Source organism: Pseudarthrobacter sp. AG30 (assembly GCF_003116525.1).
Classification (GTDB): domain Bacteria; phylum Actinomycetota; class Actinomycetes; order Actinomycetales; family Micrococcaceae; genus Arthrobacter.
Map to the genome: position 1 here is coordinate 32,506 of NZ_QEHL01000005.1, position 25,976 is coordinate 58,481.

The window sequence follows — 25,976 nt, forward strand, 5'->3', positions numbered from 1 at the left end:
CCTCCACGCGGGGAGCGGCTTGTCCGGTGACAGGGATTACAGTACAGCAGTTGTTCACCTTGCGCACTCTAGTTCGAGATACGAACATTTTGATGGCTTGCAGGGTTGGTTGGCGCGGCTCGAGGCGGTCAGCCGCGCTGGGGCAGGCGGTCAGCCAGCTCTGCGGCCGCCTCCTGCAGGACGGGAACGTGCGCCTCCAGCTCTTCAAGGCTGAGGCGGAACACGGGGACTGCCGTGGCCAATGAGGCGAAGGCGTGCCCTTGGCTGTTGAGCAGCGGGACGGCCACGGCGCGCATGCCGGCCTCATTCTCCTCGTCCATGACCGCGTAGCCGCGGCGGCGCACTTCGTCGATTTCCCTGCGGAAGGCATCGCGGTCCGTGATGGAACGTTCGGTGAGGGCTTCCAGCGGAAGCTCCAAGAGCAGCCGCTCGCGTTCCGCATCGTCGGCGAAAGCCACCAGGGCCTTCCCCACGGCAGTGGTGGAGAGTGAGCCCAGGTGGCCGGGGTCGCTGGTGACCCGGAAGATCTGCGGGCCGTCCACCTTGCTGACCGTCAGGTGGTGGAGGCCGTCGCGGACACTGAGGATGGTGGCCTCCCCCGTCCGCTCGGTCACCCGCCGCAGGATGGGCAGGGCGGTGCCGGCGAAGCCGTGATGGTTGGAGACCCGCTGGCCGAGCTGGAAGATCCGCAAGCCCAGGTGGTAGCGGCGGCCCTCCGGCTCATAATCAACGAAACCGTCGCGCGCCAGCGACCCCAGCAGCCTGTACGTTGTGCTGAACGGCAGCTCCGCGCGCCGCGAGATTTCGGCGGCGCTTGCACCGCGGGGTTCATCCCCCAGGAGGACCAGCAGGCTGAGGGCCTTGCCCACCATGTCCGGGCGCTCGGCCGCCTTGGTGGCGGCCTTGGGTTCGGGAGGCAGGGCATTGACGGGCGCTTGGTCGGGGACAGTCGGGCCGGGAACAGTGGATTCGTCGTCGGCCACTGTGGCTTGGTTCACACTCATGTTTCGATGTTGCCACAATGTGAGAGCTATTTCTAGATCGTGAGTATTTTCTTGACAAGTGACTGCGCTCACAGTCATAGTTTCTGTATCGCAAAAGTAGCTCTCACCATGTGGCTACGAATTGCCGGGTCTTTCCGGACTCCAGCCGCATCGCGCCGCCCGCACCCAGGCAGCGGCGGCTGCGACCACCAGATCCATCCGCGACAATGTCGTCACACCAAAGGAACACCATGAGCCAGACACTTCCGTCCGCCGGGGCGGGTGCCCTCACCTCCGGCGGGACGCCCAAGAAGGCAGCCCTTGCCAGCTTCCTCGGCAGCGCCGTCGAGTATTACGACTTCTTCATCTTCGGCTCCGCAGCCGCACTGATCTTTCCCAAGGTCTTCTTCCCCGACGCCGACACGAATGCCGCGATCATGTCCTTTGCGACCTTCGGCTTCGCCTACGTGGCCCGGCCGGTGGGCGCCATCATCCTGGGCCACTTCGGCGACCGCGTGGGCCGCCGCAAGGTACTGATGTTTACGCTGTTGCTGATGGGCGCCTCCACCTTCGTGATCGGCTGCCTGCCGGACTTCAAGACCGTCGGCTGGTGGGCTCCCGTCCTTCTGGTGCTCGCCCGCCTCTGCCAGGGCCTCTCGGCCGCAGGCGAGCAAGCCGGCGCCTCCTCCATGACGCTCGAGCACGCCCCGGACAACCGCCGCTCCTTCTTTACCTCATGGACCCTTACCGGCACCCAAGGCGGCCAAATCCTCGCCGCACTCGTCTTTATCCCCGTCCTGGCCCTGCCGGACGAGATCAAGTTCGGCATCGGCTGGCGCATCCCGTTCTGGCTCAGCGCCGTCGTGGTGGTTGTGGCGTTCCTGATCCGGCGCACCCTGCACGAACCGCCCGCCTTCGAAGAAGCCCGCAAGACCGCCCAGATCGCCAAGCTGCCCGTCGCCGACCTGCTCAAGGGCCACTGGCGCGACGTCCTCCGCGTCATCTGCTGCGCGTTCATCGCCGCCGTGTCCACAGTGTTCGGCACGCTTGCCATCAGCTACGCCAAGACCGTGGCCGGCGTCGACGGCACCACCACCCTGTGGCTCGTGGTGGGTGCAAACCTGGTGGCCCTGGGCACGCAGCCGCTCTTCGGGATGCTGGCGGACAAGATCGGCCGCAAGCCCGTCTTCATCTACGGCGCCGTGGCCAGCGCACTCCTCACCCCGGTGTTCCTGCTCAGCCTGGAGTCCGGCAGCATCCCCTTGATGTTCCTGGCCGCCATTGGCTACTTCTCCGGAGGCTACGCGGCAGCCAACGCCGTCTGGCCATCCTTCTACGCCGAGATGTTCAGCACCAAAGTCCGCTTCTCCGGCCTGGCCATCGGCACGCAGCTCGGCTTCCTGATGGCAGGCTTCGCCCCCGCCATCGTTGCGGCCATGGGCGGCATCCAGCCCGGCGGCTGGGTTCAGATCTCCGTCTTCACCGGCATCATCTGCGCCATCGCGGCCGTCTCGGCCCTGACTGCCAGGGAGTCCTTCCGCACCCCCACCAGGCTGCTGGGCGTGAAATAGGCGCCGAAAGCGTCACACCAGCCCGGTTTTAGAGCCGGAAAGCCCGCCATTCCCCCAAGGGCGGGCTTTCCTTTGATAATGGTGGGCTGCTTCCGCAGCAGTCTGCTACGGCCGGCCTGTCTCCAGCACCGAAGCGAGGTCGAAGTTCACCGGCTCCTCGAGCTGGGCGTAGGTACAGGATTCCGGGTCCCGGTCCGGGCGCCAGCGATTGAACTGCGCGGTGTGCCGGAACCTCTCGCCCTCCATGTGGTCGTAGCGGACTTCCACCACGAGCTCGGGCCGCAGGGGAATGAAGGACAGGTCCTTGCCGGCGCTCCAGCGGCTGCCCTCGGCGCTCCGCGGCGTCCGCTCACCCTCCTCCTGCTTGGCCCAGGCCCACGGGTGGTGGTCGAAGTCCGTCACCAGCGGCTGGAGCTCGTCGAACAATTCCTTGCGCCGCTTCATCGGGAAGGCGCCGATCACGCCCACGCTGGCCAGGCCGCCGTCGTCCTTGTACAAGCCCAGCAGCAGGGAACCGATGGCGTCGGGCCCGCTCTTGTGGAGCCGGTAGCCGGCCACCACGCAGTCAGCGGTCCGTTCGTGCTTGACCTTGAACATCACGCGCTTGTCAGGTTCGTAGCGGCCCTCCAGCCGCTTGGCCACGATACCGTCCAGGCCCGCCCCCTCGAACTGCTCAAACCACTGCGCGGCGGTGTCCTTGTCCGTAGTGGCTGCCGTCAGGTGGACGGGCGCGCTGCTGCCCGCGAGCGCCTTCTCCAGGGCTGCCCGCCGCTCCGAGAACGGCCGGCCGGTGTAGTCGTCATCACCCAGGGCCAGGAGGTCGAACGCCACGAAGGAGGCAGGTGTCTGCTGGGCCAGCAGCTTCACCCGGCTGGCGGCGGGGTGGATGCGCTGCTGCAGGGTATCGAAATCGAGCCGGTCTCCGGAGGCGCCCACCAGGATGATCTCGCCGTCCACCACGCAGCGGGGCGGCAGGTTCTCCTTCAGGGCGGCCACCAGTTCCGGGAAGTACCGGGTCATGGGTTTCTCATTGCGGCTGCCGATCTCGAGGTCGTCCCCATCCCTGAAGATGATGGACCGGAAGCCGTCCCATTTGGGCTCGTAGCTGAGGTCCCCGCCGCCTGGAATGCCATCGATGCCGCTGACGGCCTTGGCGAGCATGGGCGGGACGGGCGGCATCACGGGAAGTTCCATAGCGCCCATTCTTGCCCGGCCGCACCCCTCGACGGTAGGGCGGCACGGTTTCAGGCGGCCAAAAGCCAGACGATCAGCACCAGCACCGGCGCCGCGGCGGCAGTGGACAGCAGGATGGTTTCCCGTGCCACGGCCACGCCCCGGCCGTACTTGCTGGCAAACAGGAACACGTTCTGCGCCGAAGGAAGCGCCGCCATGAGCACCACGCCCAGGAGCATGTGATGGTCAAGGTTGAACAGAAAGCGTCCGACGACGAAGGCCACCACGGGCATCACCGCGGACTTCAGTGCCGTGGCAGTAAGGATTTCGGGGGTGTGGCCGGCACTTCGAAGCATGGTGGTTCCGCGCAGGGACATCCCGAATGCCAGCAGCACCACCGGGACGGCCGCCCCGCCCAGGAGCGTCAGCGGGGCCATCACCGGGGCCGGGAGCTCCACGTGCAACGCGGCCAGGACCACGCCCAGGAGCGAGGCGATGATCATGGGGTTCCGGAAGGGCTGGGTGAGCATCAGCCGGGGAGAGAACCGTCCCGCGGCGGAGAGGTCCAGCAGGGTGAGGACCAGCGGGGCGAACAGGAGCAGCTGGACCAGGAGCACGGGGGCCACAGGTGTGGCGTCCCCCAAGGCGTAGAGCGTGATGGGGATGCCAATGTTGTTGGCGTTGACATAGGACCCCGCCATCGCGCCGACGGCCGTCTCCGCAAGCGGCCGCGGAAACCAGATCCGGCTGGCTGCCACATACAGCAACGCGGTGGCGGCGGCCGTGATCACGGCCAGCGGTACGTAGGCGGAGAAGACCACTGACAGATCCGATTTCAACACCACCGTGAAGAGCAGCACCGGGTTGGTGATAAAGAAGGCGGTCCGGGTCAGTGCCATGATGGTGGGTTCGTCGCCCAGGCCGCAGCGCGCAGCAAGGTAGCCCACGGCGATGACGACGCCGATCACGGCGAGGCCGATGAGCACTCCGCCCATAGGAGGTACTTCCTTCCGGTCCCGCGCCTGCTGCCCGGTTTGGGACGAGTGGGACTACAAGTATCCAACTTATCGAACAAGTGGCCTTCGGTCGGCAGGCGTCCACGACGTGGGCTGCCGCACGCCGCGGACCGGCGGGTGTGAAAAAATCAACCATGCGCGCCATGCAACATTCCAGCAAACTCCAGAACGTCCGGTACGAACTCCGGGGACCGATCCTGCAGGCGGCCAAGAACATGGAGGCCGAGGGCCACCGGATCCTCAAGATGAACCTTGGGGACACCGCACCTTTCGGGCTGGAAGCGCCGGAGTCCGTGGTGGTGGACATGATCCACCACCTCCGCGGCGCCCAGGGCTACAGCGATTCCAAGGGTATCTTCACGGCGCGGACCGCCATCTCGCAGTACTACCAGACCCGGGGCCTGATGAACATCGGCGTCGAGGACATCGTGATCGGCAACGGCGTCAGCGAACTGATCAACATGTGCCTGCAGGCGTTCCTGGAAAACGGCGACGAAATCCTGGTCCCGGCACCGGATTATCCGCTGTGGACGGCCGCCGTGACCCTGACCGGCGGCAAGCCGGTGCACTACCTCTGCGACGAAGCGGAGAGCTGGTGGCCGGACATGGCCGATGTGGAAGCGAAGATCACTGCCCGCACCAAGGGCATCGTGATCATCAACCCGAACAACCCCACCGGCGCCGTCTACCCGCGCCACATCCTGGAGCAGTTCGCGGCATTGGCCCGGAAGCACAACCTGGTCCTGTTCTCTGACGAGATCTACGAAAAAGTGCTGTACGCGGATGCCCAGCACATCCATACCGCGGCGGTTGCCGAGGACATCTGCTGCCTGACGTTCAGCGGGCTGTCCAAGGCCTACCGGATGCCCGGCTACCGGGCCGGCTGGGTGGCCGTCACCGGGCCGCTGGCCGCTACCGCCGGGTACCGCGAAGCCCTGGAACTGCTCGCGTCGCTGCGCCTGTGCGCCAACGTACCCGCCCAACACGCCATCCAGACCTGCCTGGGCGGCTACCAGAGCATCGAGGCCCTGGTGAAGCCGGGCGGCCGGCTGCGGGAACAGCGCGACCTCGCCCACAAGCTGCTCACGGCCATCCCCGGCGTCACCTGCGTGCCGGCATCGGGCGCCATGTACCTCTTTCCCCGCCTGGATCCGGAGCTCTACCCCATTAAGAGCGACGAACAGTTCGTCCTGGACCTGCTCCGGGACCAAAAGATCCTGGTCTCCCACGGCTCGGCCTTCAACTGGCCCGCACCGGACCACTTCCGCTTCGTGATCCTCCCCTCGGTGCTGGACATCGAGGAAGCGGTCCGCCGGATCTCCAGCTTCCTGGCCGCCTACCGGGGCGGAACAGCGGCATGAAACCGCCGCGGCGCGAAGAACTAACCGCGCCCTAACCGCGAGGAAACCGGCACGCAACAATCCGCGCCCACACTGGTTAACGCAGGCAAGAGCCGGCACCAGCTCCAGCCAGGAGGCCCCGCGATGTTGAAGAAGGCGACCACGCATGTAACCAGAGTCCGCGCACTGGACCAGCTCCACCGCGGTGACGAAATCGAAGCCCGCCTCTCGGTGGGGCCCTCCTACGACGACGTGGTGATCCGCCGCGGCAGCGTCCAGGAAACCGCCCCCGGGATCGGCGTGGTCTGGATCCTGGACCGGATCACGGGGGTCCGGAAAGCCATCAATACGGACGAATGCAGCGTGTGGCGCGTGGCCTAGGCACCGGACGTTTGGCGGCGGGCGCAGTCAGTCAGGACTGCCCGCCGCCAGGCCGACCGGGCACTGCCGTTCAGCCGCCCGCCACCGACTGGATCACCAGGACCTCCTGGCCCGGCGCGACTTCAGTGTCCAGGCCCTGCTGCCGCCGCACCTCGTCGCCACCCACGTAGATGTTGACGAACCGCCGCAGCGCGCCGGTTTCGTCGCGGAGCCGCCGGCCCAGGATGGCGTAGTCGGCGGCCACCGAGTCAAGGAGTTTTCCCACCGTCACCGGCCCGTCGGCGGGTGCAGTCAGCACGGACTGCCCGCCGGCCAAGGGCTGCAGGACGCTGGGAAGCACCAACGAAATGTCAGGCACCGGCCACCACTGCCGCCCGCACGCACAGGACGTCCGGCAGGTGGGTGGCCACTTCCGTGAACGTTCCGCCCTCATCCGCACTCGCGTAAACGGTCCCTCCCCGGGTGCCGAAGTACACCCCTGCCGGCTCGGCGGTGTCCACCGACGCCGCGTCCCGGAGCACGCTGTTGTATTCCTTGTCCGGCAGGCCGGCATCGAGCCTCGTCCAGGTGTTCCCGGCATCGTCCGTCCGGTGCACGGCGAGCTGGCCCCCGGGCGGGATGCGTTCGCCGTCGGCCTTCAGCGGAACCACCCATGCCGTCCCCGCCCTGCGCGGGTGGGCCAGCATGACGAAGCCGAAATCGGCCGGCAGGCCCTCGGCGATGGAGTCCCAGCTCTCGGCATTGTTGTCCGTCCGGTAGACCCCGTGATGGTTTTGCGCGTAGAGGCGCCCGTCCACCACCGCGTCCGCCGCGATCTTGTGCACGCACTGGCCAAACTCGGGGTTGGGATCCGGCATGAAGTACGCGGAGATTCCCTTGTTGCGCGCTTCCCACGACGTGCCGCCGTCGAGCGAGCGGTAAACACCGCCGGTGCTCATGGCCACGTGGACGGTGTCCCCTCCGGGGTGGACCACGATCGAGTGCGCCGCCGCCCCGCCATAGCCGGCTCCCCATTCGCTGCGGTGGGGGTGGTCCCACAAACCGCGGTTCAGCTCGAAGTGCTCGCCGCCGTCCGTGGACTTCCACACCGAGATGGGTTCGGCTCCTGCCCACACCACACCGGGGCGTGACTCCGCATCCGGATAGATCTGCCAGACGCGCTCCAAGGCCGCGCCCGTATCTTCCGGGAACTTGATGGCCCCGTGCTCCGGCTCGGTCCAGGTGGCGCCGAGGTCATCGGAGTGCGCCACCGTGGGACCCCAGTGCGGGCTGCTGACTCCCACCATGATCCTGGTGCGGCCCTCCCTGGTATCGATCCCGATGCTGGGAATTTCTGCCATCAGGAAATGGGGCCCGGTGAAAGACCACTCCTGCCGGTCCTGGCTTGTGGCCAGCCAGAGTCCCTTTTTACTGCCGATCGCCAGGAGGAATGTTTGCGCCGTTGCCATGCGCACCATGCAACCACCCGAGGGATCAGCGCGCAATGGTTTCCAGGGTCCCGCAGGCGTTCAGTCCACGAACTCCGATTGGGTCTGGATGAAGTCCCAGTCGGCGGCGTTAAGGACGGCCGCCGGATTACCGGGGTGGGGTCCGCCGGCCTCCGCAATGCCCTGGAGTACCGGAAGCGGCAACTCCTCCGCATAGAGGTTTTCCCGGAGCCACTCTTTGCTTGCAAGGTCCAGGTCCAGCCACCACATGAAGATTTCCATGTTCACCTCCCTGCGTCACTTAAAACGTTAGGCGCGGCGCAGGTGGCGGACAAGGCTTTGCAGCGGAAGCAGGTGGGCCGTGCGGCTTTTAGGGTACCCGCAAGTAACCTGGCCGCCCCGGCCGCAGAAAAGACGAGTAGCCGCTACTCGCGACTGCCTTCGGGGGCGCCCCTAGCCTGAAAACTCACGCAAGCTGACCGTGCTGCTGGGGCCATTGGCGCCACCGCTGCCTTTCCCCACCATGGTCCGTTTCACACATATATATGGGGAGAAAACATGAAACGCACCTTAGCCACACTGGGGGTGATGGGGCTGGGCCTGCTCAGCGTCACAGCACCCGCCATGGCGGCCTCCGACCAGGTGGTGGTCTGCCATCAGGGAAGCGGCGGCCTGACGCCGTTGTCGTTCAACGTCAACGGGATTGGCGGTCACGACCAGCATGCACAAGACATCATCCCGCCAACGCCCAAACTTCCGCAGGGAAAGAACTGGACCAACGCAGGAAAGATCCTCTACGTCGCCAATTGCGCGCCGCTGCCCCCGGGCGAGGTCATCGATCCGCCCGTCGTCGTCGATCCTCCCGTGGTCACACCGCCGGTCGTGACACCGCCGGTCGTCGTCGATCCCCCCGTGGTGACCCCACCGGTCGTGACACCGCCGGTCGTCGTCGATCCCCCCGTGGTCACACCGCCGGTCGTCGATCCGCCCGTCGTCGTCGCTCAGCCCGTGGTGCAGCCGCCGGCCGCGGCTCCGGTGGTCAACCCGCCGGCCCCGGTCGTCGCTGCGGCCGCGCCGGCCCAGCCCGCTGCCGCCCAGCAGGTTGCCGCGTCCCCGCAGGCCGCAGCCCAGGCCGCTCCGGTGGCAGCCCCCGTCAGCGTGGGAACCAACCAGGGCTTCAACGCCCAGACGGCGGTTGACGCCCGGGACGGCGGCCCGGCATGGCTTGCCGGCGTGGGGGCACTGGCGGCCGCAGGAGCTGCGGTGGCAGTACGCCGCCGGTCCCGCTCCGTGAACAGCGCCGGCTAGCCGGGACAGGCCGCTCGCAGCGGCCCCGCGACAAGGAAGGCGTCCTGCCAGTGCCCGGCAGGACGCCTTCCTTCCACCACCGAACAACGCAGGAGGAGTGCCATGCCACAGGAACGGAGCCGGCATGCTGCCCGGGCCAGGCGGCCGTGGCGGCGCGTGAACCGGGGCGACCTTGCCATCCTCTCCTGCGGCGTGGTGGCCTTCCTGTCGTTCACCTTTGGCAGTCCGTTGTTCCCCCAAGGACACGCGGCGTCCCACACCGGCTCCGCGGTCACGGTCCCCATGACGCCAGGCGCCGTTCCGTCCGGCAGTGCGGCCGCCCCGATGGCGTCAACAGGCACGCCGGATGCCACGTCCGCCCCTGTCCAGGCGTCACCGGCCGCAATCCCGGGCTCGGCGGCCCCGGCAGGACCCCAGCTTCCGGCTGCGGCGCAACCCGTCCACATCCGCTACCCCTCCGCTGACTTCGATGTGGCCATCCATCCCCTGGACCTCGATGGCGCCGCCCAGTCCAGCCGGACCATCGAGCCGCCTGCCACCAAGGACGGCTACTGGCTGACACCGTTCGGAGTCCCGGGCAAAGGCTCCGGCAACACCACCTACGTGATCGGCCACAGCTGGGAGGGCGCGGACGCCCCTTTCAACCACCTCAGTTCAACGGCGGCCGTGGGCGACCGCTTTGAAGTGGAAACCGCTGCCGGCACCATCACCTACAAGGTGGACAGTGTCACCACCTACGTGAAGTCCACCCTGAAGGACAGCCCGGTCTGGGACATGGTGCCCAACCGGCTGGTCCTGATCAGTTGCTACACGGAAGATCCGTGGGGCAAGAATGTTGTGGTCACTGCCTACCCGGCAGCGGCCTAGCGCCGAAACCGGCAACAGCGCAGGGCGAACGACTCCGTGCGACAGGCCGAAGGTACCTGTTGACGCCGGACCCCGCGGGCGGACAATGGGCAGCATGACGTGGGAATACGCTGACGGCGCACCGCTGCTGGTGGGCGTTACGCCCGGACAGCACCCCGAGGTCCTCCAGACCGCCGCCAACCTTGCCGCCCGGCTGGCCGCGCCCCTGGTATGCGCTTACGTGGATGAGGCCAGCTACCTGGTCGAGTGGGACCCTGCCCGATCCGCCCACCGCCTCTCGCTGCACCCGGACGATGACAGCGACATCCGCGGCGTTGCAACCGAATTGAAGGCCCTGATCCGTGCTGCCGTGGACAAAGCGGCGTCCGGCGGCGGCGCGCCGGAGTGGTCGCTCCGCACGCTTGCCGGGGATCCGGCCCGCGCCCTGGGGCAGCTGGCCGCCGAACTGGACGCCCCGATGATCATCGTGGGAACCTCCGAGCGCGGCTTTTCGCACCGCCTTTCGGAGGCCCTCAGCGGCTCGGCGGGCACGTGGCTCAGCCATCACCAGAGCCGCCCCGTCCTGGTGGTCCCCTATCGGATGCCAGCCCATGAGGACGTACCGTGACCCGCGGATTCCAAAGGCAAACAGCCCGCCGGGTGACCGCCTAAAGTAAAGCGAAAGTAGTTATTCGCGTAGCTGGCGCGGTGCCCTACCAGCCAGTAAGCTGATTCAAGCAGGCCGGTTCCGCGGAAGTGGAAAACGGGAAACTGCCCAAATGCTGCTCCGGAGTGCGTATCCCCCAATAACGCACTCCGGAGCTTTTTTGTGCCCTTTCAGCAGCCGGCCACGCAGGAATCCAATCGGGGATTAATACCCCCACGGGGTACTTGCCAGATACCCCCACGGGGTATAGTTTTGGGTACATGAACCCTACCGAAGAAGCTGCCGCGGCGGTGGATACTGCCCGCCCGGCAGGCGATGAAACGCCCCAGCACGGGTACACGGGGAACAAGGAGGCCTACCTTCGGCGCCTGAAGCGCATCGAAGGCCAGGTCCGGGGCATCGCCCGCATGGTGGATGAAGACAAGTACTGCATCGACATCCTGACCCAGGTTTCCGCCGTCACCAAGGCCCTGCATGCCGTCAGCCTGGGCCTGGTCGAGGAACATATCGGCCATTGCGTGGTGGGCGCTGCCTCGGAACCGGACCCCGCCGCGCGCGCCGAGGCGATCGACGCCAAGGTGAAGGAAGCCGCCGACGCCATCGGCCGCCTGCTTCGCTGACCACAGAACCCCACCCCGGCTACCGCCGGCCAGAAAGAAGGAGCACGCCATGAGCACCACCTCCCCCGCCATCACCACCATCAGTGTCTCGGGCATGACCTGCGGCCACTGCGTATCCGCGGTCAGCGAAGAAATCGAAGCCCTGGACGGGGTCCAAGCCGTGAAGGTGGACCTCAACGCCGGCGGTATCTCCACCGTGACCATCACGTCCAGCGGCGGCCTCTCGCCCCAGGACCTCGGGGAGGCCGTGGCTGAGGCCGGCTACCTGATGGTCGCCAACGAGGCCTGAAAAACCCCTCCCATACCGGAAAGCGGACATGAGCCACCAAGAACTGCTGCACCCGCCGGGCACCCGCGTGGTGGAACTGGACATCCAGGGGATGACGTGCGCCTCCTGCGTCAACCGGGTGGAAAAGAAACTCGGCAAGCTCGACGGCGTGGCAGCCACGGTCAACCTCCCGCTGGAGCAGGCCTACGTGACGGCCCCGGACGGCATCACCGACGAGCAGCTGGTGGACACGGTCAACGCCGCAGGGTACACAGCGAGCGTCCGCGTGCCGCGCACGGCGGAACCCAGCGTCGAACACGCCGCCGCACAGCTTCGCCCCCGCCTCATCCTCGCCGCCGTCCTGACCGTTCCGGTCTTCCTGGTGAGCATGGTCCCGGCGTTCCAGTTCCCCAACTGGGGCTGGGCGGCGGCCCTGCTGTCGCTTCCCGTGGTTACCTGGGCGGCGTGGCCCTTCCACCGCGCGGCCGCAGTCAACGCCAGGCACCTGGCATCCACCATGGACACCCTGGTGTCGCTCGGCGTCGCCGCCGCCTACCTTTTCTCGGCCTGGCAGCTGGTGGCCGACCCCGGCATGACGGAGCACCCGGGCATGGAGGCCATGTCCGGCGGCCTGTACTTCGAGGTGGCGTCCGTGGTCACCACCTTCCTGCTCCTCGGCCGCTACTTGGAGGCCAACGCCAAGCACAAGGCCGGCGACGCGCTCCAGGCCTTGCTGAACCTGGGCGCCAAGGACGCCACGGTCCTGCGCGGCGGACGCGAACAGCAGATCCCCGCGGACCACCTGCAGGTGGGCGACGTCCTGGTGGTCCGCCCGGGCGAGAAGATCGCCACCGACGGCGTGGTCATCGAGGGCGATTCCGCCGTGGACACGTCGCTGGTCACGGGCGAGTCCGTCCCCGTGGAGGTGGCCCCGGACAGCCGCGTAACCGGCGCCACCATCAACACTTCCGGGCGTCTGCTGGTCCGGGCAACCCGGGTGGGATCTCAGACCACCCTGGCCCAGATGGCCCGCCTGGTATCCCAGGCCCAGACCGGCAAGGCACCTATTGCCCGCCTCGCGGACCGCATCAGCGCCGTCTTCGTTCCGGTGGTCCTGGCCATTGCCGCCCTCACGTTCGTGTTGTGGCTCCTGCTCGCCGGCCCGGACGCGGACGGCGGCCACCTTCGACAGGCCTTCACGGCGGCCGTCGCCGTGCTGGTGATTGCCTGCCCGTGCGCCCTGGGCCTGGCCACCCCGGTCGGCCTGCTGGCGGGCAGCGGCCGCGGAGCGCAGCTGGGCCTGTTGATCAAGGGCCCGCAGGTCCTGGAGGATACCCGCACCGTGGACACCATCCTGCTGGACAAGACCGGCACGGTCACCACCGGCGCCTTGGCCGTAGACGCCGTGCTGGCATTCCCCGGGTTCACCCGGGGTGGAATCCTCCGGCTCGCCGGCGCCGTCGAGGCCGCCTCCGAGCACCCGGTGGGCCGGGCCGTTGCGGCCGCGGCTTCCGCCCTGGATCCTGCAGGCACAACGGACGACGACGGCCTGCCGCCGGTGCAAGGGTTCAGTTCCGCCCCGGGCGGCGGGGTGTCCGGAACCGTGCAGGGCAGGTTTGTGTTGGCGGGGCGCAGCGGCTGGCTGGAGCAGAACGGCATCATCCTGGACCCCGCCCAGCAGGCAAACCTGATGGCCGCCGAGGAAAGCGGTGCCACGGCTGTTTGCGTCGCGGTGGACGGCATGCCGGCCGGAATCATCAGCCTCCGGGACACCGTCAAGGAAGGTTCCGCGGCCGCCGTCGCCCGGTTGAAGGCGCTGGGCCTGCGGCCCATCCTGCTGACCGGGGACAATGCCGCGGTCGCCGCCCGGGTGGCCGCCGCCGTCGGCATCGCCGCGGACGATGTCCACGCCGGCGTCCTGCCCGAAGGAAAGGTCGAAGCGGTGCGCAAACTCCAGGCCGGCGGTGCCACGGTGGCCATGGCCGGCGACGGCGTAAATGACGCCGCAGCCCTGGCGCAGGCGGATCTGGGGATTGCCATGGGGTCCGGAACCGACGTTGCCATCGAGGCCGCCGACCTGACCGTCATGGGCAGCGACCTGGCCCAAGTGGCGCAGGCCATCGAGCTGTCCCGGAAGACCCTGGCCACCATCAAGGCAAACCTGTTCTGGGCATTCTTCTACAACGCGGTGGGCATCCCGGTGGCGGCACTCGGCCTGCTCAACCCGATGATTGCCGGAGCCGCGATGGCCGCCAGCTCCGTCCTGGTGGTTGCCAACTCGCTGCGGTTGCGCAGCTTCGGAAAACCGGGGCAGTGAACCTTAGGCGGTACCGTACCGCACGGACGCGCGCGCCCTGGCCTTGGCCGCTTCGGCCTCACGGTCCTTCGGCGGCGCCTGCGTCACCAGGGCGTCGAGCAGGTGCTGCGTGATGTGCGCAATCTCGTGCACCGCATCGTCAAAGGCTTCCTGGTTGACCTTGGACGGTTTGGTGCTGCCGCTGATCTTGCGGACATACTGCAATGCGGCAGCATGGACTTCCTCCGACGTGGCGTGCGGTTCAAAGTTGTGAAGGGTTCGGATATTCCGGCACATACCGCCATGCTAGGCTCTTCGAACGCCTGGGATCGACCCCTTTTTTTACTGGATCCAGCCACGGCGCCATGGGGAGGCCTGCATGGGCAGGGCTGCCCATCGACACCGTTTTACGGACCGGGGTAGGTTTTAGGCAATGGATCTTCCGGATGAGCCGGGGGGCCGCTGGGGATGCCGACCAGGTTCGGATCCACGTTCTAACAAGGAGAAACTGATGGCTATTTGGGGTGCAGACGTTGAGCAGCTTCGCCAGCTCGGCAGCAAGCTTCAGGCAGGGGCGTCCGAGATCGAGACGCAGAAATCCACACTTACCAAACTTCTGCACGGGACCGACTGGAAGGGCCCGGACGCGGACAAGTTCAAGAGCGAATGGGATGGCCAGCACTCCACGCTGCTGACCAAGGTTGCCGAGGCCTTGAAAGAGGCCGGCAGCAAGGCCAAGCGCAATGCTGAGCAGCAGAGCCAGGCCTCGAACGGCTAATGCCTTGGGCGGCACGATGTGCCGCCCGGACGGCCCGGGCACCGCAAGGTGCCCGGGCCGTTGTCCTTTAAAGCATGGGTTCCCCTGGACGGCAGCGGCTACGGCACGGGTTCGACGTCGTTCGCGTGCTCCAGGGCCGACGCCGGCATGGGAGCTCCGGGCGCTTCCCCGGCCGCGGCCGCGGCGCGGAGCTCGTCGAGCCGCACCAGGATGACGCCGCCGACGATCAGCACGCCGCCCAGCAGCTGGATGGCGCCCGGGAGCTCGCCCAGCAGCAGCCACGCCCAGACGACGGCGAACAGCACCTCGGTCAGCGACACGAAAGATGCCACCTTGGAGCCCAGGGCCCGGGCCGCCATGATGCCTGAGGTGTAGGCCAGGACAGTGGCCAGCACCACCAAACCCGCCAGCGGCCCCCACCATGGCATGGTCCAGGGGCCCAGGCGGGTGTCCGCCGTGCTGAATGCCATGGGGAGCACGCCCGTGGCACCCGCCAGCCACATGACGGCTGCACCCACCAGGAGTCCGCCCGAGGCCAGGACGATGGGCGGCAGGGTGTCGTTTTCCTTTGCGGTGATGAAGAAGTAGATGGCCAGGCAGACGGCGGCCGCCATGCCCCACAGGACGCCTGCCAGATCAACCTTGACGGCGCCGGTGAGGTCAAGGACCAGTATCAGCCCGGCCAGGGAGAGCAGCGTCCCGACGGAGGTCAGCACCCGGGGGCGCCGCCGGCTTGCGGCCCAGAGCCATAGGACGATGATCACCGGGGCAAGGTATTCGAGCAGCAGCGCAACCCCGACGGACAGCCGGGCCACGGCGTTGAAGTAGAACAGCTGGCAGGCCGCAACCCCGATCAGCCCGAACAGCCCAATGGTGAGCCAGTTGTCTCGCAACTGGTGCCAGCGGCCCTTCAGCGCGGAGACTGCCGGCAGGGCAAGGATCAGCGCGGCGCCCGTCAGCCGGGCGGTGACGGCCGCCCCGGGGGACCAGCCTGTTTCGAGGAGCGCTTTGGCAAAGGACCCGGACAGGCCGAAGACAGCGGAGGAAAAAAGCGCGATGCCAAGCCCGGAGGCGAGGAAGCCGGGCCGCCTGAAGGGCGCTTGGGGGTGAGTGTGGTTCGTGGCGGCAGGCACCGTCGCCTCCTGTCAGGAGTAAAGTGGGGTAATGGTCATGACAGTACGCTTCCGCACTGTAAGGAGTCAACATGGTTTTCGCCCCTGACACGGAGGTGGCCCTCCGCACGGTGGTGAACCTCATCAATACGGCCGCGAATGGCAGGGAAGGGTTGGCCTCGGTCGGGGACCTGGACAGCTTCCTGGCGGCCGAGGGCTTTTCCGGGGCGAGGACACGGGACGCCGCGGAATTGCAGAGCGTCCGGCAGTTGCGGGGCTTACTGGCAGGGGTGTGGACAGCGGGCGAGGACGCCGCCGTGGACACCGTCAACCGGCTGTTGCGGGACGCCAACGCCCTCCCGCAGCTGATGAAGCACGACGGTTGGGACTGGCACCTGCATGCCACGGCTCCCGAGGCCCCGCTGGCGGACAGGATGAGCACCGAGGCGGCCATGGCCCTGGCGGATGTGATCCGCAGCAAGGAAATGGACCGCCTGCGGACATGCGAATCGGAGGACTGCGATGCTGCCGTCCTGGACCTGAGCCGGAACCGCTCCAAGCGGTACTGCGATACCGGCAACTGCGCCAACCGTGCGCACGTTGCCGCCTACCGTGCCAGGCAGGCAGCGGCGGGTTAGGCGTTCCGCCGCAGCGTTCCTATCCCTGGTGCCGGGTGCCGCCCGTGTCGTCCTCGGGGTCCTGGCTGGTGGGCGTACCGAAACCATGGCCGGGCTTGGGCGCGGAGCTGAGGTTCACGCCGGATCCCTTGCCGAGGTGTTCGGCGTTTTCCTTGTAGCTCATGGACAACATGGCGGCCACCACCAGGGTGACGATGAAGGCGATGCCGGCTGCGGTGAAGGCAAGATCGAAGCGGGGCGCGCGCGCACTGCCGCCGGAAGCGAAGATCAGCACGGCAACGAAAGCGACGACGGCCCAGAACGCCGAGAACATCAGCGGCCCCTTCACCGAGGTCCGCAGCTTGCGCGGTTTTCCTGGATGCTGGTCAGCCACTGTGGTTCCTCCCTGCAGGCGGCACGCGGCCGGCCTGGTTTCACGAATTGCGGTGTAGCACCAAAATTTCTACAACTAGTAGAAGGGCGCTCTTCCTAGTTTACGGCTTGACGGCACCGGCGCGGGCATCGTGGCGCAGCGTCAGGCCGGAAAGCACCCACAGCACACCCGAAATGATCGCGCCACCGCCGGCCACGCCCAGCAGCGCATGGGCACCAAGGTTGATGAAGAAGGGCAGCAGCACTGCCGTGCCAATCCCGATCGCCCCGGATGCGATCCAGTCCCGTGCCAGGACGTGCCGCCCCCGATGCCGCAGGCCGCACGCCAGCTCAAGAACCCCGGCCACGCCGAGACCCAAGGCGGCAATGACACCAAACAGCAGGTCGCTGTGCAGCAGGATCACCGCCACACCGGCGCCGGCAAGCGCCGACCCCGCTGCGGACAGCAGCTTGCCGGGAGCCGAGTTCCGGGCAAACCCGGCGGCCGGGATGGCTTGCAGGGACACGACGCCGGCGGCCAGCAGGTAGAGTCCTCCCGCCCAGCCCATGACCTCAACGGAGGGGGAGGTCCAGAAGACCGTTACGGCGCCGAACACCAGCGCCACCACGGAACGGAGCAGGATTGGCTTCCAGAGTTCAGGGCGGGGTGAGGTTCCGGGAACTGCGCCCGCGGGAGTCGATGGTTGCGTCACCGGTCCAGTTTAGTGGGGGCAGCTGGAAGGTAGAACCGGACCCCGCAGCCGATGTTCAGGCTGGACCAAGCACCATCCAGCGGTCTGAACGGGCGCGCAGTCCGAGGGTGACGGCGCGCGCCGCCATATAACCCAGGGCGAAAGCAGCCCACAGCCACCCCAGCCCGGCAGCGCCCGGGCCACCGGAGAGCGCCACCGCCGCCAGCAGCGGCAGGTAGGCAGCAAGGTTCACCACGCCGGCCAGCGCCAGGTAGCGGGCGTCGCCGGCACCGATCAGCACCCCGTCCAGGACGAAGACATATCCGGCGATGGGCTGGCCCGCGGCCAGCACCCACAGGGCAACGGCGAGCACCGACTGCACGCGGGCATCAGGGGTGAACAAGATCCCCACCCAGGGGGCCACCGCCGCGAGCAGCACGCCCGTCACCACCCCGAACCCCGCTCCCCAACGGACCATGGTCCTGGTCAACTCCCGGGCCTTGGCCGCATTGGAGGCGCCCAGTTCCTTGCCGATCAGCGCTTGGGCGGCAATGGCCAAGGCATCCAGCGCGAACGCCAGGAAGGAAAAGATGGTCATGGCCAACTGGTGCGCGGCAAGGTTGACCTCACCCTGCGCCGTCACCACCACCACGGTGGCCAGGATCGCCGCACGCAGGCTGAGGGTGCGCAGCATCAGCCAGGACCCGACGCGCGCCATGCTCCGGATGCCCCGCCAGCTGGGCACCAGGGGGACGCCCTGGCGGACCGCGTACCTGCGCACCATCACCAGGTAGACGGCGGCCATGGCCCATTGCGCCAGGCTGGTGCCCATCGCCGAACCCACCACGGACAACCCCAGCCCGTACACCAGCCACACATTCAGGACGATATTCACGCCGAACCCCGCGGTGGCCACCACCAGCGGCGTCCTGGTGTCCTGCAACCCGCGCAGCACACCGGTCCCGGCGAAGACCAGCAGCATGGCCACGAGTCCGGGCATGGACCAGCGGAAGTAGTCGATGGCGAAGCTGCGCACGCTGCCGTCGGCGCCGAGCAGGCCGATGAGCGGTTCCGCGGCGATGAATCCAGCCACGGCCAGCAGCAGGCCCAGCAGCAGCGCCAGCCAGGCGCCGTCGCGCCCGGCCGCCAAGGCCTTCCCCACCTGGCCCTGGCCAACGGCGCGGGCCACGGCGGGGGTGGTTGAGTAGGCAAGGAACACCATAAGTCCGACGACGGTCTGCAGCACCGCCGAGGCCAGGCCCACGCCTGCGAGCTGGGGAACGCCGAGGTGCCCTACGATGGCCGAATCCGCCAGCAGGAAGAGCGGCTCGGCAACCAGCGCTCCAAAGGCTGGCACGGCGAGGCGGAGTATCTCCCGGGAATGGCTCCGGGGAGGGGCCGTGGCGGCGGATGAGGGATCTGTTGGCACCGTGCCAGCTTAACCGGGCGCAATGACCCCGGAAGAGAACATGACAAAGACCACAATCGTCCGGATTTTGTTGACTCTTCAAGCATATGTGGGCAAGGGTGGAGTCCATGAACCAGTCACGACTGACCACAGTTGCCCTTACCGTCCTGCGTGTCATTCTGGGTTTCCTCTTCGCGGCCCACGGCTGGCAGAAGTTCAATGAATGGACCATCGCCGGCACCCAGGCCTCCTTCGCCAAGATGGGAGTCCCCGCTGCGGACGTCATGGCCCCGGCCGTCGCCGTCCTTGAACTGGCAGGCGGCGCAGCCCTGATCCTCGGTGTCCTCACCCGCGTGGTGGCCGCCCTCCTGGTCCTCGATATGCTCGGTGCACTCTTCCTGGTCCACGCTCCCGCAGGTGTCTTCGCGGCGAACGGAGGCTACGAACTGGTACTGCTCCTGGCCGCGGCAGCCTTCGCGCTGGCACTGGCCGGCCCCGGCCGGCTCTCCATTGACCGGGCGCTGTTCGGCCGGCGCACCTCACGGCTGGCCGTCCTGGCCTAGTCCGCTTCCGTCCCGAAACGCCTCACGGCGGCCGGCCACGCCATGGTGACCGGCCGCCGTCGGACGTTAAGCGGCGCTCCCCCGGGCGGCTGCACGCCGGCCCAGGCCGCTGCGGCGTGAACCGGCCGGTAACCTGGGCCCTCAGTATGATCGCAGCATGACTGAGACCGGCCACCCCAACTCCGTGACCCTCCGCTTCCTCGCCGCCCCCACCGATGTGGGGCACAGCGGCTCCGTGGACGCCGGCACGGTGCTCGAATGGGTGGACAAGGCCGCGTACGCGGCGGCCGTGGGCTGGGCCAAGTCCTACTGCGTGACCGCATACGTGGGAAACATCCACTTCGCCGACCCGGTCAACAGCGGCGACATGGTGGAGGTTGAAGCCACCATCGTCTACACCGGCCGCTCCTCGATGCATATCCGCACCGTGGTCTCATCCGGGGATCCGAAAGGCGGCCCGGCCACCATGCGCAGCCAGTGCATGGTGATCTTCGTAGCCGTAGGGGCGGACGGCAAACCCATCCCGGTGCCCCAGTTTGAGCCCGCCACCCCCGCCGAGGTTGAGCAGCGCGACCATGCGCTGGCAAGGATCAAGGTCCGCGAACAGATCGTGGAAGCCATGAACCACCAGGAATATACGGACGCCGGCACCGCCGAACGCGTCACGCTTCGGTTCATGGCCGCCCCCACCGACGTGAACTGGGGCGGCAAGGTCCACGGCGGCATCGTGATGAAGTGGATCGACGAGGCCGCCTACCTGTGTGCCTCACGCTACTGCGGCCGGGACACCGTGGCCGTCTTCTCCGGCGGCGTGCGCTTCTACCGGCCTTTGCTGATCGGCCACGTGGTGGAGGTGGAGGCCCGGCTGGTGTACACCGGCAACAAAGGCATGCACATTGCCGTCCACGTCCGTTCCGGCGACCCGAAGGGACGCGAACTTAGCCTCACCACCTACTGCCTCACCGTGATGGTGGCGCGCGACGATGACGGCAACTCCGTCCCCGTACCACCCTGGGTGCCGGTCAGCGCCGAAGACAAGCGGCTGCACGCCCACGCCCGCGAACTCCTGGAGATCCGGGGAACGGCGCCCGGAAACCGGCTGCCCAACCACCTGCTGGCCGGCACGGCTCCCGCAGCCACCGCCGCGAACGGAGCCTAGAAGCCGCCGCCCCCGGAGTCGCCCGCCATGTTGGCGAAGCGGGAGTAATGGCCCTGGAACGCCACCACGATGTCCTTGGTGGGGCCGTTACGGTGCTTGGCCACCAGGATGTCCGCCTCGCCCGCACGGGGTGATTCCTTGTCGTAGACATCCTCGCGGTGCAGCAGGATCACCATGTCGGCGTCCTGTTCGATGGAGCCTGACTCGCGGAGGTCAGAGACCATGGGCCGCTTGTCCTGGCGCTGTTCCGAGCCACGGTTCAGCTGGGACAGTGCGATCACGGGCACCTGGAGTTCCTTGGCGAGGAGTTTGAGCGCACGGGAAAACTCGGACACTTCCTGCTGGCGCGATTCCACCTTCTTGCCTGAGCTCATCAGCTGCAGGTAGTCGAGGATGACCAGCTTGAGGTCGTGCTGCTGCTTCAGGCGCCGGCACTTGGCCCTGATTTCCATCAGGGACATGTTGGGGCTGTCGTCGATGAACAGCGGGGCATCATTCATCCTGCCCATGGTGGTGGCGATCTTGGACCACTGCTCGTCCTTGATGGTTCCTTTGCGGAGGTCCTGCAGGCCAATGGTGGCCTCGGCGGACAGCAGGCGCATGGCGATCTCGTTCCGGCCCATTTCCAGGGAGAACATGACGGTGGACAGGTTGTTCTTGATGGCCGCGGACCGCGCGAAGTCCAGGGCGAAGGTTGATTTACCCACGGCGGGGCGGGCCGCGATGACGATCATCTGCCCCGGGTGGAGGCCGTGGGTCAGCTCATCGAGTTCGTAGAAGCCGGTAGGCACACCGGTCATGCCCTCGCCGCGGTGGCCGGACGCCTCGATTTCATCCACCGTGGATTCCATGACGTCCTTGAGGACCACGTAGTCTTCCGCGGTGCGGCGTTCCGCCACGGCGTAGACTTCGGCCTGCGCCTGGTTCACCAGGTCTTCCACTTCGCCGTCCGAGCCGTAGCCCAACTGGACGATCTTGGTGCCGGCGTTGACCAGCCGGCGCAGTACGGCCCGTTCGGCGACGATCTCGGCGTAGTACCCGGCGTTGGCCGCCGTGGGTACGGTCTGGATGAGCTCGTGCAGATAGGCAGGGCCGCCAATCCTGTTGATTTCGGCGCGTTTGGTCAGTTCGTCCGACACCGTGACGGCGTCCGCCGGTTCCCCGCGTCCGTAGAGGTCGATGATGGCCTCATAAATGGTCTCGTGGGCCGGGCGGTAGAAATCCTGGCCCCGGAGGATCTCCACGACATCAGCAATGGCGTCCTTGGACAACATCATGCCGCCCAGGACCGACTGTTCCGCGGGGATGTCCTGGGGAGGTTTCCGGCTCGCGTCCGATCCGCGGGTCGCTTCCACCGGGTCCAGATGCGCGATTGTCAAAGCTGCCGTCCTCCATTTGTGCCGGGCCAGGCGCCCGGTGATCCATCCTGTTTGCGGATCCGAAACAGAACCGCCACGCGTCCAGTACTACCCGGAAGCTCTGACAATGAGGTACCCGCGGGCCGGATGCCGCCTCCGGCCGGAAGTTATCCCCACTATCCACAGCTTTTCCACAGAGCGCCCGGAAAGGGCCATGGGAGAGGCTCTGGATCGCGGCGTACAGGCCTTGGCCTGGCCGTGAAAAACAGGTACCCCGCTACGGTAGCCGCCCCCGGTCCAGCGGCAAAGCCAGTACGCCGGAACTGCTGTGGATAACCTGTGCACTACGGGGCATAGCTTGTGCACAGCCTGTGGGGAAGTCTGTGGATACAGAATTTTTTTACCTCCTAAAAGCCCTCTGACCTGCGGAAACATCTTCACCAGCATGTGGAGTAAATATTTCTCTCCAGGAATTTCATCCACAGGTCCGCGCCCGCACCCGAAGGCCGGAACCGGCCTGGGGCCGGCCGCGACATGCCGGCATCCGCCTGCGTGGCGCTGCTCATATTCCCTTGGCGGAGCTTGACCGGCAGGGGAACGCTGCAGTATGCAGCACGGTGAATATTGCTGTGGATAACCGGGTTCTGGATTAAGCTCTAGGTATGGCCTTGGCTGGACGGACAGCCGGCAACGCAACCGCCTTGGCGACCGCCAGGAAGTACACAGAACGGCTCGTAAAAAATGGAATCCCTAGTGGTCCCGGTCCTTATCCTGCTCGCCGTCGTTGCGGGGGTCATCGTGACCTACCGCGCAGTCCGCGGGCGCAGGGCGTCAGGTGGAGGAGCCCCGTCCCGGCCGGCCGGCCCGGCACAGGACCAGGCGACGGAACTGGCCCGCGCCACTGCCGGCAAGTTGTCAGAAAGCGAACACCGTCGCTTGTACGCCATGATCGCGCAGGGGCAGCCGTTGGCCGCCATCAGGCTGTACCGGGAGGTCACGGGCGAGGGACTCCGGGCCTCGCGCGACGCCGTCGGCGCCCTGGCGGCACACCCCCAGCCCTACCGCCAGCAGGAGCCGGTAGAGGCTGTGCAGGAGGATGACGAGCCACAACGCTTCCCCTACCGCTACCGCGCCATCGCCAGCAAGGGCGACGTGACCCGTGAAGTGAGCAGCAATATGCTCAACGACGAAATCTACGGCCGGATCCGCTCCTTGGCCCGCAGCGGGGACACCGAGGCTGCCGTTACCGCCTTGACGCGCCACTCGGACATCTCCCCGGTCGAGGCCCGGGAATTCATCGCGCTGCTGGACGACTAGCGCGGTCCGGCGATTCCGGCCAGGAGTTGCTCGAAAGGCAGGGACTCCAGGGGTGCGGGCTTCCGGCCCGGCTGGGGACCCTCCAACAGCAGGGTAAATTCGGCGGCAGCGCGCTCAATGCGGTCGGCCAGCGACGAGCCACCCTCTTCCGCGGTTCCCCAGTCCTGGGGCCCGGCAAAGACTCCCGTGGCGGCCGTGCGGGTGCGCAGGTAGCTGAACAACGGGCGCAAGGCGTAATCCAGCACCATCTGGTGCCGGTCGGTACCTCCGGTGGCGCCCAGCAGGACAGCCTTGCCGTCCAGGGACTTGGGGTCCAGGACGTCGAAGAACGATTTGAAGAGGCCGCTGTAGGAGGCGCTGAAGACCGGCGTCACGGCGATGATCCCATCCGACGCCTCCACCCCGGCGATGACTTCCGCCAAGCGCGGTGCGGCGTATCCCGTGACGAAGTTGTTGGCGATGTCCACGGCGAGGTCCCGGAGTTCGACGACGTCGACCAGCACCTTGTGGCCGCCGGCGGTGAGCCGCCGCTCGGCAGCGGCCGCCAGCTGATCGGCCAGCAGCCGGCTGGACGACGGGACGCCAAGTCCGGCGGAGAGGACTGTGATACGGCGGGTTTCCATGGCATTCTCCTGGTGCTCGTTCATTCGATCATGCATGCATTTGCATCTATATCCCTGAACGGCGGTACCTCCTCATGTATTCCCGTGACCCGCATCAAAGCAGGACTGTGCCCTGGATGCAGGTAGTGGACTCTCCGCCCACCCACACATCGTCGTCCTCGGCGGTGACATGGACACGCCCTGCCCGGCCCAGGACGGTACCCTGTGCGGCGACGTAGCGCCGGGGTGCCCTGCCGCTACCAATAAGCCACTGGGCGGCCCCAGCGTTGAAGCTGCCCGTCACCGGATCCTCCACCATCGCATCACCCGGGATAAACGTCCGCACCTCAAAGTCGGCGTCCCCGCCGGACAGATGCGGCCCGATGACTCCGACCTTCAGGTTCCCCATGGCCACCGGATCCGGCACGAGCGCCATCACCTGGTCCGCAGACCCCAGCAGGACACCGATCCACTCCGGCCCATTCACCAGCCAGGATGCGTCCACGATGTCACCGGCCGGGATTCCCAGGGCGACAGCCAACTGGCGCCGAAGGGGCTCGTCCACGGCCTCAAAGCGGGTCAAGGGCGGTGCGGCGAACGCCAATCGGCCGGCGTCGCGCTTGATCCTGACCAGACCGGCACCGCACTCCTGGACCACGAAGCCGCTGGACTTCGGAACTCCGCCGGCCTGCAGCCAGGTATGTGCGGATCCCAGCGTGGGGTGCCCCGCGAACGGGAACTCCTCGCTCCCGGTGAAGATCCGGACGTTGTAGTCGGCGCGGGGATCCTCCGCGGGCAAGAGGAAGGTGGTTTCGGAGAGGTTGGTCCAGTTCGCGAAGTGCTGCATTGTTGCCGCGTCAAGACCGTGGGCATCGAGGACGACGGCGAGCGGGTTGCCGCGGTAGGCGTTGCCGGCGAAAACATCCACCTGGTGGAAAGGACGGCTGCTGGGTGTCGGGTTCACCGGAGCAGGTTACCACCGGCCCGCCGGGCGGACTGCCGGCCCTAGGAAGGGAGCAGCGGCAGGGCCATGGCGGCCAACGGAATGGCGGTGAGCACAGCACAAAAGCCAAGGTTGATCCACCGGTAGGTTGCGAGGATGGCGACAAATTCCCGAAGGAACGCGCTGGGGATAAAGTAGCCCGCCGTCCTGGCCCCGGTGACGTGGGCGCGCAGGCCCGCACGCCGGGTGAACATGGCCGCGCGAAACACGTGGTAGCTGCTGGTGACCACCGTGACGGGCGCGTCCGGCCGCTCCATCAGCGCGCGCGAAAAGTGCAGGTTCTCCATGGTGGTTGCTGCCCGGTCCTCCACGATGATCCTGTTGGCAGGAACACCCTGCGCCTGCAGGTAGCGGGCCATCGCTGTCCCTTCGGCGAGGAGTTCATCGGCTCCCTGCCCGCCGCTGGGAATCAGAGCCCTGATGGACCCGCCATGCTTGCCCCGGTACAGGCGCGCCGCCGCGTCAAGCCGGGCGGCCAGCAGGGGCGGAACCGAGCTGCCGGCCAGGCCGGAACCCAACACCACCACGTATTCGGGATGGCGGCGCGGCGGCAGGTGCGAGTAAATCAGCGAATAGACCAGATAGCTGACGAACACGAAGCCCACGTAGCCGGTCAGCAGGGCAGCCGCCGACGTGAGCGCCCTTAGCGCGGGTACGGCCGTCTGCAGGGCGGCCAGGACAAGGGGAACGGCCACCACGGCCAGCCCTGCCAGCAGGGACAGCAGGTTTGCCAGGCTGCGGCCTTCGCGGCGCAGCATGATGAGGCCGTTGAGGACAAGGAACACGGCCAGGATGGGCACTGAGAGGATGAGCAGGAGGCCCAAGGCCACGGTTATGAGGACAGGGACGGAATTGTTGGAGTTGTTGCCGGAGACCAGGAGGAGCCCAAGCCAGCCGATGACTGCCCCTGAGACGAGGAAGACTCCGTTCCGCAAGCGCCTCCGGTCGGTCGCGAAGCTGATGGCTGCGGCCAGCAGGAGGATGCAGCTGACGAAGAGGAACGGCAATGCTGGGTGACCTTCCGTGGAAACGGTGGATTGGTGCAGGCCAGGAACAGCGGCCCGCCCCCAAGCCTATGGCGCACGCGGCCGGCCGCTGG

Annotated in this window: 29 protein-coding genes; 14 read left to right on the forward strand and 15 right to left on the reverse strand. The window is 67.2% G+C overall.

The window, feature by feature from the left end:
- Positions 1-128 precede the first annotated feature (128 nt).
- Entirely contained in the window at positions 129-1,004 is an 876-nt protein-coding gene (locus DC347_RS06250; RefSeq protein WP_206073891.1) for an IclR family transcriptional regulator, read from the reverse strand.
- A 230-nt stretch (positions 1,005-1,234) separates the two neighbouring features.
- Here DC347_RS06250 and DC347_RS06255 point away from each other — a divergent pair, with 230 nt between their 5' ends.
- Positions 1,235-2,554, forward strand: a complete 1,320-nt coding sequence (locus tag DC347_RS06255) for an MFS transporter (protein ID WP_109044811.1) — start codon at positions 1,235-1,237, stop codon at positions 2,552-2,554.
- A 105-nt stretch (positions 2,555-2,659) separates the two neighbouring features.
- Here DC347_RS06255 and DC347_RS06260 read toward each other — a convergent pair whose 3' ends face one another.
- Positions 2,660-3,748, reverse strand: coding sequence for an ATP-dependent DNA ligase (locus DC347_RS06260; RefSeq protein ID WP_109044812.1), 1,089 nt, complete (start codon positions 3,746-3,748; stop codon positions 2,660-2,662).
- A 50-nt stretch (positions 3,749-3,798) separates the two neighbouring features.
- A complete protein-coding gene (locus DC347_RS06265; RefSeq protein ID WP_018762893.1) occupies positions 3,799-4,722 on the reverse strand; it encodes an AEC family transporter in 924 nt (307 codons plus the stop codon).
- A 155-nt stretch (positions 4,723-4,877) separates the two neighbouring features.
- Here DC347_RS06265 and DC347_RS06270 point away from each other — a divergent pair, with 155 nt between their 5' ends.
- Positions 4,878-6,104 (forward strand): pyridoxal phosphate-dependent aminotransferase, encoded by a 1,227-nt coding sequence (locus DC347_RS06270; protein ID WP_109044813.1) that lies wholly within the window; start codon positions 4,878-4,880, stop codon positions 6,102-6,104.
- Between the two features lie 123 nt (positions 6,105-6,227).
- Positions 6,228-6,464 carry a hypothetical protein gene (locus DC347_RS06275; protein ID WP_018762891.1) on the forward strand — a complete coding sequence of 79 codons (237 nt, stop codon included), beginning with the start codon at positions 6,228-6,230 and terminating at the stop codon, positions 6,462-6,464.
- A 70-nt stretch (positions 6,465-6,534) separates the two neighbouring features.
- On the opposite strand, the gene DC347_RS06280 is transcribed toward DC347_RS06275, so the two are convergent.
- The 3 genes from DC347_RS06280 to DC347_RS06290 are packed head-to-tail and all read right to left on the reverse strand — an operon-like array spanning position 6,535 to position 8,173.
- Positions 6,535-6,822, reverse strand: a complete 288-nt coding sequence (locus DC347_RS06280; RefSeq protein ID WP_026264908.1) for a MoaD/ThiS family protein — start codon at positions 6,820-6,822, stop codon at positions 6,535-6,537.
- Positions 6,815-7,921: a glycosyl hydrolase gene (locus DC347_RS06285; RefSeq protein WP_109044814.1), complete on the reverse strand. Its 1,107-nt coding sequence runs from the start codon at positions 7,919-7,921 to the stop codon at positions 6,815-6,817. Before DC347_RS06285 ends, DC347_RS06280 begins: the two co-directional genes overlap by 8 nt.
- A gap of 51 nt (positions 7,922-7,972) precedes the next feature.
- Entirely contained in the window at positions 7,973-8,173 is a 201-nt protein-coding gene (locus DC347_RS06290; protein ID WP_018762888.1) for a hypothetical protein, read from the reverse strand.
- Positions 8,174-8,449: 276 nt separating this feature from the next.
- On the opposite strand from DC347_RS06290, the gene DC347_RS21795 reads away from it, so the two are divergent.
- The 6 genes from DC347_RS21795 (at position 8,450) to DC347_RS06320 (ending at position 13,917) form a co-directional block, all read left to right on the forward strand.
- Entirely contained in the window at positions 8,450-9,199 is a 750-nt protein-coding gene (locus DC347_RS21795) for a hypothetical protein (RefSeq protein ID WP_240617707.1), read from the forward strand.
- A 102-nt stretch (positions 9,200-9,301) separates the two neighbouring features.
- Positions 9,302-10,066: a class F sortase gene (locus tag DC347_RS06300; protein ID WP_018762886.1), complete on the forward strand. Its 765-nt coding sequence runs from the start codon at positions 9,302-9,304 to the stop codon at positions 10,064-10,066.
- Between the two features lie 94 nt (positions 10,067-10,160).
- Positions 10,161-10,673, forward strand: a complete 513-nt coding sequence (locus tag DC347_RS06305) for a universal stress protein (protein WP_109044863.1) — start codon at positions 10,161-10,163, stop codon at positions 10,671-10,673.
- A 299-nt stretch (positions 10,674-10,972) separates the two neighbouring features.
- Positions 10,973-11,332 (forward strand): metal-sensitive transcriptional regulator, encoded by a 360-nt coding sequence (locus DC347_RS06310; RefSeq protein WP_018762884.1) that lies wholly within the window; start codon positions 10,973-10,975, stop codon positions 11,330-11,332.
- Positions 11,333-11,381: 49 nt separating this feature from the next.
- A complete protein-coding gene (locus DC347_RS06315) occupies positions 11,382-11,621 on the forward strand; it encodes a heavy-metal-associated domain-containing protein (RefSeq protein ID WP_018762883.1) in 240 nt (79 codons plus the stop codon).
- Between the two features lie 28 nt (positions 11,622-11,649).
- Positions 11,650-13,917 (forward strand): cation-translocating P-type ATPase, encoded by a 2,268-nt coding sequence (locus DC347_RS06320; RefSeq protein ID WP_109044815.1) that lies wholly within the window; start codon positions 11,650-11,652, stop codon positions 13,915-13,917.
- Between the two features lie 3 nt (positions 13,918-13,920).
- Here the strand turns inward: DC347_RS06320 and DC347_RS06325 are convergent, their stop codons facing one another.
- The gene (locus DC347_RS06325) at positions 13,921-14,193 is read right to left on the reverse strand and encodes a DUF2277 domain-containing protein (protein WP_018762881.1); all 273 of its coding nucleotides are present in this window, start codon (positions 14,191-14,193) and stop codon (positions 13,921-13,923) included.
- Positions 14,194-14,407: 214 nt separating this feature from the next.
- Between DC347_RS06325 and DC347_RS06330 the strand changes: the two genes are divergently transcribed.
- Complete coding sequence (locus DC347_RS06330; RefSeq protein ID WP_018762880.1) at positions 14,408-14,674, forward strand: WXG100 family type VII secretion target; 267 nt, start codon at positions 14,408-14,410, stop codon at positions 14,672-14,674.
- 98 nt (positions 14,675-14,772) lie between these two features.
- Here the strand turns inward: DC347_RS06330 and DC347_RS06335 are convergent, their stop codons facing one another.
- Positions 14,773-15,807 carry a DMT family transporter gene (locus DC347_RS06335; RefSeq protein ID WP_109044816.1) on the reverse strand — a complete coding sequence of 345 codons (1,035 nt, stop codon included), beginning with the start codon at positions 15,805-15,807 and terminating at the stop codon, positions 14,773-14,775.
- A 71-nt stretch (positions 15,808-15,878) separates the two neighbouring features.
- Here DC347_RS06335 and DC347_RS06340 point away from each other — a divergent pair, with 71 nt between their 5' ends.
- Positions 15,879-16,424 carry a CGNR zinc finger domain-containing protein gene (locus DC347_RS06340; RefSeq protein ID WP_109044817.1) on the forward strand — a complete coding sequence of 182 codons (546 nt, stop codon included), beginning with the start codon at positions 15,879-15,881 and terminating at the stop codon, positions 16,422-16,424.
- 19 nt (positions 16,425-16,443) lie between these two features.
- On the opposite strand, the gene DC347_RS06345 is transcribed toward DC347_RS06340, so the two are convergent.
- The 3 genes from DC347_RS06345 to DC347_RS06355 all read right to left on the reverse strand — a co-directional run bounded on the left by DC347_RS06345 (position 16,444) and on the right by DC347_RS06355 (position 18,824).
- Positions 16,444-16,797: a hypothetical protein gene (locus DC347_RS06345; RefSeq protein ID WP_018762877.1), complete on the reverse strand. Its 354-nt coding sequence runs from the start codon at positions 16,795-16,797 to the stop codon at positions 16,444-16,446.
- A 100-nt stretch (positions 16,798-16,897) separates the two neighbouring features.
- Positions 16,898-17,488 (reverse strand): hypothetical protein, encoded by a 591-nt coding sequence (locus DC347_RS06350; RefSeq protein WP_026264905.1) that lies wholly within the window; start codon positions 17,486-17,488, stop codon positions 16,898-16,900.
- 55 nt (positions 17,489-17,543) lie between these two features.
- Positions 17,544-18,824, reverse strand: a complete 1,281-nt coding sequence (locus tag DC347_RS06355) for an MATE family efflux transporter (protein WP_240617708.1) — start codon at positions 18,822-18,824, stop codon at positions 17,544-17,546.
- A 179-nt stretch (positions 18,825-19,003) separates the two neighbouring features.
- Here DC347_RS06355 and DC347_RS06360 point away from each other — a divergent pair, with 179 nt between their 5' ends.
- Both DC347_RS06360 and DC347_RS06365 read left to right on the forward strand, forming a co-directional pair.
- A complete protein-coding gene (locus DC347_RS06360) occupies positions 19,004-19,438 on the forward strand; it encodes a DoxX family protein (protein ID WP_109044864.1) in 435 nt (144 codons plus the stop codon).
- Between the two features lie 157 nt (positions 19,439-19,595).
- Positions 19,596-20,597 (forward strand): acyl-CoA thioesterase, encoded by a 1,002-nt coding sequence (locus DC347_RS06365; protein WP_018762873.1) that lies wholly within the window; start codon positions 19,596-19,598, stop codon positions 20,595-20,597.
- Here the strand turns inward: DC347_RS06365 and dnaB are convergent.
- On the reverse strand, positions 20,594-21,976 hold the full coding sequence (gene dnaB / locus DC347_RS06370; protein ID WP_109044819.1) for a replicative DNA helicase: 1,383 nt from the start codon (positions 21,974-21,976) through the stop codon (positions 20,594-20,596). The two genes, DC347_RS06365 and dnaB, sit on opposite strands and share 4 nt — an antisense overlap.
- 720 nt (positions 21,977-22,696) lie before the next feature.
- Between dnaB and DC347_RS06375 the strand changes: the two genes are divergently transcribed.
- A complete protein-coding gene (locus DC347_RS06375; RefSeq protein WP_109044820.1) occupies positions 22,697-23,272 on the forward strand; it encodes a hypothetical protein in 576 nt (191 codons plus the stop codon).
- Here the strand turns inward: DC347_RS06375 and DC347_RS06380 are convergent.
- From DC347_RS06380 to DC347_RS06390, 3 genes are all read right to left on the reverse strand, one after another.
- Positions 23,269-23,895 carry an FMN reductase gene (locus DC347_RS06380; protein ID WP_109044865.1) on the reverse strand — a complete coding sequence of 209 codons (627 nt, stop codon included), beginning with the start codon at positions 23,893-23,895 and terminating at the stop codon, positions 23,269-23,271. The two genes, DC347_RS06375 and DC347_RS06380, sit on opposite strands and share 4 nt — an antisense overlap.
- 94 nt (positions 23,896-23,989) lie before the next feature.
- Positions 23,990-24,838 (reverse strand): PhzF family phenazine biosynthesis protein, encoded by an 849-nt coding sequence (locus DC347_RS06385; protein ID WP_109044821.1) that lies wholly within the window; start codon positions 24,836-24,838, stop codon positions 23,990-23,992.
- Positions 24,839-24,879: 41 nt separating this feature from the next.
- Positions 24,880-25,884, reverse strand: coding sequence for a YdcF family protein (locus DC347_RS06390; protein ID WP_109044822.1), 1,005 nt, complete (start codon positions 25,882-25,884; stop codon positions 24,880-24,882).
- Positions 25,885-25,976: the final 92 nt, after the last annotated feature.